A 10,285-nucleotide genomic window follows, 5' to 3' on the forward strand; every position below is an offset into this window, starting at 1 on the left:
CCTCACTGTGAATTTTAGGGAAGATCTTTTTGCACAATGAGAAGTGAATGAGAAAAGAATGAGGATGCGATAATAATGCTTATTGTTTTCTCTAAAGCGAAGCGCCTCTTGGCCTCACTGTGAATTTTACCGAAGATCTTTTTGCACAAAGAGAAGTGAATGAGAAAATAATGAGGAAGTGAAAATTATACTTTTTGTTTTCTCTAAAGCGAAGTGCCTCTTATCCTCTTTGTGCGATTGTATGTCTTGGTGTAGGCGTGAAATTTATTTCTCGTGAATATGTTTTTTACAAAGAGGAAAGAATGAGAAGAGAATGAGGATGCGATAATAATGCTATTGTTTTCTCTAAAGCAAAGCGCCTCATTATCTCTTTGTGAACATATGGTTTCTCTATGAAGCCGCTCTTAACTCTCTATTAAGTCAAATGAATTGGCAGCCTACGGGCTCAATAAGATAGGAATATAATGAAATATTTAGTTACTGGCGCTGCAGGTTTTATTGGTGCAGCTACAAGTCAAAAATTACTAGCGCAAGGACATGTTGTTGTTGGTGTTGATAATTTAAATGATTATTACGATGTAAATTTAAAACATGCGCGTCTGGCTCAGTTTGAACAGCACGAGAGTTTTACTTTTATCAAGTTAGATATTGCAGATAGAGCCGCAATGGCCGAGTTGTTTGCGCGCGAGCAATTTGACCGTGTGATTCATTTAGCGGCTCAAGCCGGTGTGCGTTACTCAATTGAAAACCCAGATGCCTACGCTGATTCAAACTTAGTGGGGCATTTAAATGTTTTAGAAGGGTGTCGTCATAATAAAGTTGCGCATTTAGTGTATGCGTCTTCTAGCTCTGTTTATGGCTTGAACGAAAAAACACCATTTGAAACCACCGACAGCGTTGATCACCCTGTTTCGTTTTATGCTGCGACAAAAAAAGCCAATGAACTTATGGCGCACAGTTACTCGCACTTGTATAACTTGCCGACTACAGGCTTGCGCTTTTTTACAGTCTATGGCCCGTGGGGTCGCCCTGATATGGCGCCGTTTATTTTTACTAAAAAAATGCTTGATGGCGATACCATCGATATAAATAACAATGGCGATATGTGGCGTGACTTTACCTACATTGACGATATTGTCGAGGGTGTTGTTCGTGCAGCAGATGTAGTGCCTGAACGTGATGAAAATTGGAAAGTAGAAACAGGCTCGCCTGCATCAAGTTCTGCGCCATTTAAGGTTTATAATATTGGTCATGGCAGCCCTATTAATTTAATGAAATTTATTGAGGCCATTGAGTCTGAATTAGATATTGAAGCGAAAAAGAACTTTCGTGAAATGCAAGCCGGTGATGTTTATAAAACCTATGCCGATACACAAGACTTATTTGCAGCAACCGGGTATAAACCAGCGGTTGGGGTAGAGCAAGGCGTGGCTGAGTTAATCAGCTGGTATAAAGGTTTTTATAATAAATAATTGCTTCGCATTGTGTGGCATTGGGAACGCATCTAGCAATCGCGGTGCCTAAGGTGATGTAGGAGTGAAGTTTATTTCGCGCGAAAATATTTGCACAAAGAGAAGAAAGTGAGAGTAAATGAGGAAAAACTTACTGGTTTCTCTTTAACGCAGCGCCTCTTATACTTTTTGTGTAATAAAATGTCTTTGATGTGGGCGTGAAATTTATTACGTGCGAAAGCGTATTCGCAAAGAGAAGAAAGTGAGAATAAATGAGGAAAAACTTACTGGTTTTCTCTTTAACGCAGCGTCTCTTATCCTTTTTGTGTAATAAAATGTCTTTGATGTGGGCGTGAAATTTATTTCGCGCGAAAGCCTATTCACAAAGAGAAGAAAGTGAGAGTAAATGAGGAAAAACTTACTGGTTTTCTCTTTAGCGCAGCGCCTCTTATCCTCTTTGTGCAATAAAATGTCTTTGATGAAGGCGTGAAATTTATTTCGCGCGAAAGCGTATTCACAAAGAGAAGAAAGTGAGAGTAAATGAGGAAAAACTTAATGGTTTTCTCTTTAACGCAGAGCCTCTTGTCCTCTTTGTGCAATAAAATGTCTTTGATGTAGGCGTGAAATTTAATTCGCACGAAGATATTTGACAAAGAGAAATGAATGAGAAGTAAAAGAGTAAACCAAAAATACTTTGTTTCACTCTAAAGCGCAGCGTCTCTTTGCTTCTTCTGAACATTCATTTTTAACGAAAAGTTAAATTAAAAACCATTCAGCTTGTATCTACTTTGGTACTGTTAGTTTGGTGTTATTGTAGATTAAATTATTAAATAAGGGACTAATTATGAAAGCTGTTATTCCTGTTGCGGGCCTTGGTACTCGCATGTTACCTATGACTAAAGCAATTCCTAAAGAAATGCTGCCTTTAGTTGATAAACCACTTATTCAATACATTGTTAATGAGTGTGTAGCGGCCGGAATTAAAGAAGTTGTATTGGTTACCCATAGCTCCAAAAATGCGATCGAAAACCATTTTGATACCAGCTTTGAGCTAGAAGCAACGCTTGAAAAGCGCGTAAAGCGTACTCTTCTAGAAGAAGTTCGCTCAATCTGTCCAGACGATGTAACTATTATGCATGTTCGACAAGGCGAGGCTAAAGGATTGGGTCACGCGGTAATGTGTGCTAAACCAATTGTAGGTGATGACGACTTTGTTGTAGTACTGCCCGATGTTATTTTAGATAGCTATACAGCTGATCAAAAAACCGAAAACGTTGCCGCAATGATAAAGCGCTTTAACGAGGTTAAAGCAAGTCAAATTATGCTTGAGCCAGTACCACAGGAAAGCGTTCATAAATATGGTATTGCTGATATTGGTGGCGTTAAAATCAATGCGGGCGAAAGTGCACCTATTAAAACCATGGTTGAAAAACCTAAAGCAGAAGAGGCTCCTTCTAACTTAGCGGTAGTTGGTCGTTATGTTTTATCTAAAGCAATTTGGCCACTGCTAGCTAATACTCCTGCTGGTGCAGGTGGCGAAATTCAATTAACTGACGCAATCGATGAGTTAATGAAGCATGAAATTGTTGAAGCATTCCACATGAGTGGTCGTGCTCATGACTGTGGCGATAAGCTAGGTTATTTAAAAGCAATTGTAGAGTACAGCATGCGCGATGAAAAACTTGGCGCAGAGTTTACAGACTTTGTAACAGAAATGGTTACGCCAAACACAAGGCATTTAAAAGCGGTATAACCTTTTAAAACTAAATATTTAAAAAAGGGTAAGAAGTAAATTCTTACCCTTTTTAGTTTTAACTTAGCAATTTATTTTTGACCCTAAAGGTTTAGTTTGGCTGATAGCTTCTTGTTTTTGTTTTCTGATGTTATATTTAAAACAATGAAGGAACTTATAACTTTAACTCGGATTTCCTAATGCCAAAATTGAATTTATTGTTTTTGAGCTGTGCCGTCGCAATTAGCTTGCCAATAGCCGCTGACGAAATAAAAAGCTACCAGTCTTTTTCTGGTTATACGGGGTTGATAAACACTCCTAATGCAGAAGCGCTCAGCTCTGGTAGTGTTGATATAGGCTATAACAATTTATTAGATTTTAAAGGGCAGCGATATTTAGATGGCCATAACTTTATTTTCTCTGCAGGGTTATTTGAAGGTCTTGAAGTAAGTGGGCAAATATCCTCTAACTCAATACACGATAATATGTTTTATAGCGAAGGCCGTGGGCAAACCCGAGATTTATCGTTTAACGCAAAATATCAGCTACCTTACATACCTAAAGATTGGTTTAGTGTAGCTATAGGTGCTAAAGATATAGGTGGTGCCGCTAACAACTATAAAACGTTTTATGCAGTGGCATCAAAAGAATTATGGGATTTTCGTTTTAGTGCCGGCCTAGGTTCAAGTGACAGACTAACTGGTGAAATGGATGGCGCATTTGCAGGTATTGAGTGGCAACCGCTTGAGTGGTTTAGCTTACTTACTGAATACGATGCCGAAGCTGTAAATGCAGCAGCACGTATAACGATTCCTAAAAAGTGGCTATATGATATTGGTGAAATAACTTTTACTAGCCGTTTTTACAGCAGTACTGATTTTTCTGAAGATAAAGACACCTACTGGGGGGTAAATTTTACCCTACCATTATCTGATGAAGCTAAAACTAATTATGAGCCTGTAAAGCCTGCGCCTTATGTAGCCCCAACAAGCAATACACCTGCGGCTAAAGTAAACGATTATGGTTTAGGCTTTATTCAAACGTCAGTAGCGCCCAAGCTAGCTGAACAGCCTGATGCGTTAACCGTTACTAGTGCTGAGCAAAGCCAAACACAAAATTCACAAAAAGTTGTTAGTTCTAGCTTAAGCAAACAAGCAATTACATTGAAAGATGCGCTCATTAATGATGGTTTTGAAAACGTGGTTGTTGGTTACAACTCAACTACCGTATTTGTTAACTTTGAAAACTCAGTGTTTAACCGTAACGACATTGACGCTATTGGTGTAGTACTTGGTCGCATTGCCGAAAATATAGTTAATGAAAATACTCATTATAGCGTTCAGCTTTCGAAAACAGATATCCCGTTACTAGCAATTAGCGGCAACATCGACAATTATCGTTTGTTTATTGAAAAGGGCGTTAGCCCTGACTTAAATGTTCAACAAGACAAAGCCGTTATTCCCGAGGGTGTTACATGGGCAGGTAAAGCGCAGGCGAGCCCTTACTTTAAACCGCGTGTAACTTTAAGCCCTGCTATTAGTAATACGTACGCTACTGAGTTAGGTGTATTTGACTACTCTATTGCAATTAGAGCAGATGTCGATGTGCCTCTTTGGAAAGGTGCGGGTGTTATTTTAGGTGGACAAGTTAATGTTGAAAATAGTGACGACTATGATGAGCGAGGTCCATTTAGGCGTTATCGTCAAGAAACTGAATTTGATAGAGCTATGTTCTACCAAACATTTAAGCTGCCATTCGGTTTTTATAACCAAACGCAAGTTGGTTTTATAAAAGAGCGCTACGATTTAACAGGTATAACTAACGAAACAACTTGGCTGAGTGATGAAGGGCGTCACAGAATTAGTGCTCAGTTGGGTTCGTATAAATACGAAGATTATCGCGGTAGCAAAACATTCCAAGCACTAAACTACCAATATAACTGGGTTGAACAAGACATTACTTTACATGCTCAAGCAGGTAATTATTGGTATGAAGATTCTGGCTATAAGTTAGAAAGCCGTTTTTGGTTTGGTGACAGCTATTTAGCTGTATTTTACGAAGATACAAATACGACTAAAGCAGGTTTGGCATTTAGTATTCCACTTTCACCACGAAAAGATATGAAAGCTTATAAATTTGGGCAAATTAAAGGCACTGAATCTTACAGGCATACAGCGAGTACTGAGATTGGTGAAAGCACTAACCGTTTAGTGTTCAGTCAAGGCTTTATTCCAGGAAGTGCAATAAGCACCTACCGTACGTTCCTTAATCAGGGGCGTATGTCTAGTGATTATGTATACCAAAATCTTGCAAGATTAAAAGAGGCATATTTAACTTATCGATAACAATTTATGTTGGGTTAAGTATTGTACAATTAGGTAATTTAGCTATATTATTGATGAGGTGTTTTAGATAATTTAAGAGCTTTAATGCCTCGTTTTTAATTTGTAAAAAAATTATGGTGCTGACTATACTTTTTGGAAGTTCGCGCTACTATTTTATAAAATGAGTAAATTCATTTACAAATGTTGATAAAGGAATAGAAGGACTCCCTATGTTTACTAACAAAAAATCGCTACTAGCGTTATCAGTAGCATCGGCTTTCGCTTTAACAGGTTGTTTTAGCGATGATGATAACAATAAACCAGTACCAGATGACGGTGGTGATGGTGGCGATGGTGGTGTTGTTGTCGTTGCACCAGAAACTCCAGCGGCACTTACATTTGTTGTAAGTGGTTCTGTTGTTCAATCAAACGATGATGACGAATTTGACGTTATCGGTGATGCAACAATCAAATTTTTAGAATCAGGCGTTCTTTCAACTAACATCGTAGATGTTGAAGGTAATCAAGTTCAAACTTTAGATGTTGGCGATGAAGGTAGCTTCCTTGTTACTCGTAAAAGTGGTTCTTCAACAGACAGCGTTACTGCTATCGTTTCAGCTCCAGGCTTTGTTACTAAAGCATTTAGCTTAGATCTTTCTAACGAAGATGATAACGACGTTTTAGTTGCGCAATTTTTACTAACACCTACTGACGAAGAAGGTCTTGCATCTACAACTACAACTTCATCAGACATTACAGGCTCTACTACAACAGCTGAAATCGTAGCTGATGCATCTGCAGAAGGCTCATCTTTAGCTTCAGCAACATTACCATCAGGCATTACTTTACAAGACGCTGATGGTCAACCTGTAACAGGTGCTGAAGTAGCATTAAATGTATTGGGTACTGACCCTTCATCTGACGCGAAAGGTTTAGTTCTACCTGAAGGCCTAAATAGCGATGACAGCAGTGCTAACATTGCAGTGCCTGTTTCTTTAGCAAACGTTACATTAAGCGTTGACGGTAATAGCGTTAAAAAATTCGCTGGTGATACATTAAACGTAACACTTGCTGCGCCTGCTGATCTAGATGCTGGTGAAGTATTAAGCGTAAGCTCTTTAGATGAAGAAACTGGTATCTGGATGCCAGAAACTTTCCCAGTAACTAAAGGTACGGGTACAGTTAGCTTTGAAACAGACCACTTAACTTGGTTCTCTGTTAATAAGTCTGTTCCTGTATGTACTGATGGTCTAACTGTTAACTTTGATGGTGATGCAGTACCTGCTGGTGGCCTTTCACTAATCGCATACTCTTCTGACGGCATTTTATGGGCACGTGTAGCTTCAGGCAGCACTTCTCGTGTTGTTCCTCCTGGTTTCTTAAAGCGTTACGGTATCTCTTCTGAAGCAACTGCTACAGTTCTAATGCTAGATAGAGACGGTGCTATCTGGGGTGAAACAGATGGCGAAGTACCAGTTTGTGGTACGGTTAATGACTTTACTTTAGCTGCTCCTTACACTGTAGTTAATAAGACTTTAACTATTACTGGTTCATGTGCTAACGACTCAGACGTAGCGGTAGATGTAACTAACTCTGCTGTACGTTATAAGCGTGATGGTAAAGCTGTACGTACTGCGCTTAAAGATACAGATGGTAACTTCCAGCTTACTAACCTACGCGAAGGCGAAAACTACGAAGTTACTGTTAACTTCCGTGGTTTACCTCTAGAAGGTTCAAACACAATTACTTTAGACAATGTGAATGGTGATGATTTAACTCAAAACTTTGAATTCACTTGCCCTGAAGTAACTGGTTCAGGTGGTACTGGTTCTACTGGTGGCACTGGTGGTTAGTAACCATTTTTGTTAGTTCCTAAATAGGGATTAAATCTGAAAGCCGCATTTATGCGGCTTTTTTTATATGCGTTACGGAATTTTAATTGTTGCTGTTGCTAATCTTGTACAAAGCTCATTCGCCAATGCTTGTTTGGCTTGCTCGTCTCCGTGAACAATTTTAATTAAACTTGGCTTTTTGCGTATGCCAGTAACGAAATTTATTAACCCTTTTTGATCTGCGTGGGCGCTGTAACCGCTAATGGTATGAATTTGCGCTTTAATCATTACTTTTTGATTATCGATAAAGACGTATCCGCCGCGAGGGCCATATTTTTGAATATCTCGGCCTAAGGTTCCTCGTCCTTGGTAACCAACAAAAATGACATCGGTTGTTTTGTCTGGTAAAAAACGTTCTAGATAATTAACTATTCTGCCGCCATTACACATTCCGCTGGCAGCTATGATTATTGCGGGCTGCTGTTTCGAGGCTAAAAAGTTTATTAATGTAAGGTGTTCTTGGTGGCTATCAATAGTGTGTAGTTGGTTGAAGTCGAGCGGGTGGCGGCCTTGTTTTACTCGCTTTTTTGCTTCGTTATCCCACAGCGCTTTAAAGTGTAAATACTCATTTGTGAAATTGGCTGCCATTGGTGAATCAACAATAATTTGCAGCTTATGCCACATAGAGCGCTTACGTGCAGAGTGAATAAGCTGTTCAAATTCATACAGCAACTCTTGTGTGCGGCCAATACTAAAAGCCGGTATGAGTACCACGCCATTATCACTTACGGCACGTTCTATAACTTTTTTAAGTACGGCTACGCGCTCTTTGCGGCCTTGATGGTTTTTATCACCATAGGTAGACTCAATAACTAATGTATCGGCACGGTAGGGTGGTTTTGGCGTCGGTAACAATGGTGTGTAAGGCGCACCTAAATCACCTGAAAATACCACTCTATGCGTGTTTGGTCGTTTACCCAGTTCAATTTCAACATAGGCAGAGCCTAAAATGTGCCCAGCACGTTGCAGGCGAATTTTATATAACGAGTTTTGATTGCTTGAGGTTGCTTTTTCGGGGCTTAAGCCCACTCCTACGGGAATGCAGTACCATGTATTATAATCGAGAGAGATAATTTGCTGTTTTAGTAACTTTAAGCAGGTGCGGATCACCGCTTCATCGCGAGTTACACCTACTTTTAAGGCATCTTCAATCACCATAGGTAAGAGTTTTGCGGTGGCAATCGAGGTATAAATTGGGCCTTTAAAACCTGCGGCAAGTAAGTAGGGTATGCGGCCAACATGGTCTATATGACAATGTGTAACAATCAGCGCTTTAACTGTTGAGATATCAAACTCAATTGCTAGATCTTGTTTACTGTCTTCCCCTTGAAATAGCCCACAATCAACAAGTACAGAATTTGTGTCATCAATAAATAGCTGGTGGCAAGACCCAGTTACGCCTTTCACCGCTCCATGGTGTTTTATATGCATAATATTCTCCTTTTAGAAGCTAATTTCAGCATAGAGGTAAATAACTCTTAGGGCAATGGGGGCATATTTGAAGGCGTGAAGTTTATTTCGTTGAAGGTTTATTTCACAAAGAGAAGCGAATGAGAAGAAAATGAGGGAACCACGGGATCATTTTTTTACTTCCTCTTCAGTGAAGTGCCTCTTACCCTCTTTGTGCTATTAGATGTTGAGCTGTCAGTTTGAAGCCGAGCGGTGTTGTTTTCGGGTCTTACCCAAAGGCCCATTTTGTAGGAGGTACTTCAGTGCCGAAAATATTTTAACAAAGAGAAGTGAATGAGAAGAAAATGAGGGAACCACGGGATCATTTTTTTTCTTCCTCTTCAGCGAAGTGCCTCTTACCCTCTTTGTGCTATTAGATGTCTTTGATGTAGGCGTGAAATTTATTTTGCGCGCTTTCTTGTAGATCGTGCTTTAGCGCATCATTGATGAGAGGTACGTAATAGCTTGACGTCATAAATGACCACTTTGTACAAAACCGCATCTTGTATCTCGTTCCCCGAACCTAATAGCTTCATATTTACGTAGGTGATATATTCTCTTTGTGGTGATTAACCCTTTTAGGTAGACGATTAATGGCAAAAGATAGATACGCGCCAAAGGCTGTTGGCGATATTATGGCAGGCTTGAGTGGTCGCTTAGCATCTTATGCTGGTAAAACCCAAGGCTTGTCTTCTCAACAAACCATTCTTGATGACTTCTTAGGTGAAACGCTTTCGAAAAAATGTCGGGTAAGTAATTACCGTGATGGTACTTTGATGATAGAAGCAGTTTCGGCACCGATTGCACTGCGTTTAAATTACTTAAAAATGGATATGCTTTCGCATTTTCGTGCCGCTGGCATGGTAGAGCTTGGGCAAATTAAAATTACCGCAAACCCACAAGCAACGCAGCTCTTATCGGCAACTAATAAGCCAGAGCAAAAGCCTGTTTCCAAGCGCCAAATGAGCGAACAAACAGCCGATTACCTCAACGCCATTGCCGCAGATGCCCCACCATCGTTAAAAGCCAAGTTAGAGCGTTTAGCACAACATGGGCGGAAAAAGAAGTAAAGCCCTCAGCTTTCAGCCGTCAGTTTGAAGCCGAATGTGTTGTTTGTAAGTCAGACATAGGTTGGTGAAATGGCGCAGTATGTCAGACGCGCCAAGCAAGCGTGAAGCCTATGGTGTAGGCGTGAAATTTATTTCGCGCGAAAATATTTGCACAAAGAGAAGTGAATGAGAAAAGAATGAGAAAGCGATAATGTGCTTTTTTGTTTTCTTTTAAGCGCAGCGTCTCTTATCCTCTTTGTGCGATTAAATGTCTTTGATGTAGGCGTGAAATTTATTTCGCGTGTTATCTTGTAGATACCATCTCTCATAACCAGCTTCAAGTTTAAGTTTAAGCAACTTGAGGCTGATATTCGGTTTGATTTTTTAC

The 10,285-nt window shown here is 39.8% G+C and carries 6 protein-coding genes; 5 read left to right on the plus strand and 1 reads right to left on the minus strand.

Annotation, left to right across the window (positions count from 1 at the left end):
• Positions 1-464: 464 nt before the first annotated feature.
• From ISP07_RS11730 to ISP07_RS11745, 4 genes are all read left to right on the plus strand, one after another.
• A complete protein-coding gene (locus tag ISP07_RS11730) occupies positions 465-1,472 on the plus strand; it encodes an NAD-dependent epimerase (protein WP_209327710.1) in 1,008 nt (335 codons plus the stop codon).
• Positions 1,473-2,295: 823 nt separating this feature from the next.
• On the plus strand, positions 2,296-3,204 hold the full coding sequence (galU, locus tag ISP07_RS11735) for a UTP--glucose-1-phosphate uridylyltransferase GalU (RefSeq protein WP_209327711.1): 909 nt from the start codon (positions 2,296-2,298) through the stop codon (positions 3,202-3,204).
• A 179-nt stretch (positions 3,205-3,383) separates the two neighbouring features.
• Positions 3,384-5,528 carry a YjbH domain-containing protein gene (locus tag ISP07_RS11740; RefSeq protein WP_209327712.1) on the plus strand — a complete coding sequence of 715 codons (2,145 nt, stop codon included), beginning with the start codon at positions 3,384-3,386 and terminating at the stop codon, positions 5,526-5,528.
• Between the two features lie 209 nt (positions 5,529-5,737).
• Entirely contained in the window at positions 5,738-7,360 is a 1,623-nt protein-coding gene (locus tag ISP07_RS11745) for a hypothetical protein (RefSeq protein WP_209327713.1), read from the plus strand.
• A 72-nt stretch (positions 7,361-7,432) separates the two neighbouring features.
• Here the strand turns inward: ISP07_RS11745 and ISP07_RS11750 are convergent, their stop codons facing one another.
• Positions 7,433-8,830, minus strand: a complete 1,398-nt coding sequence (locus ISP07_RS11750) for an MBL fold metallo-hydrolase RNA specificity domain-containing protein (protein ID WP_209327714.1) — start codon at positions 8,828-8,830, stop codon at positions 7,433-7,435.
• 611 nt (positions 8,831-9,441) lie between these two features.
• Here ISP07_RS11750 and ISP07_RS11755 point away from each other — a divergent pair.
• Entirely contained in the window at positions 9,442-9,918 is a 477-nt protein-coding gene (locus ISP07_RS11755; protein ID WP_209327715.1) for a DUF721 domain-containing protein, read from the plus strand.
• Positions 9,919-10,285: the final 367 nt, after the last annotated feature.

The organism is Pseudoalteromonas sp. PA2MD11 (assembly GCF_017808125.1).
Taxonomy (GTDB): Bacteria; Pseudomonadota; Gammaproteobacteria; order Enterobacterales; family Alteromonadaceae; genus Pseudoalteromonas; species Pseudoalteromonas simplex.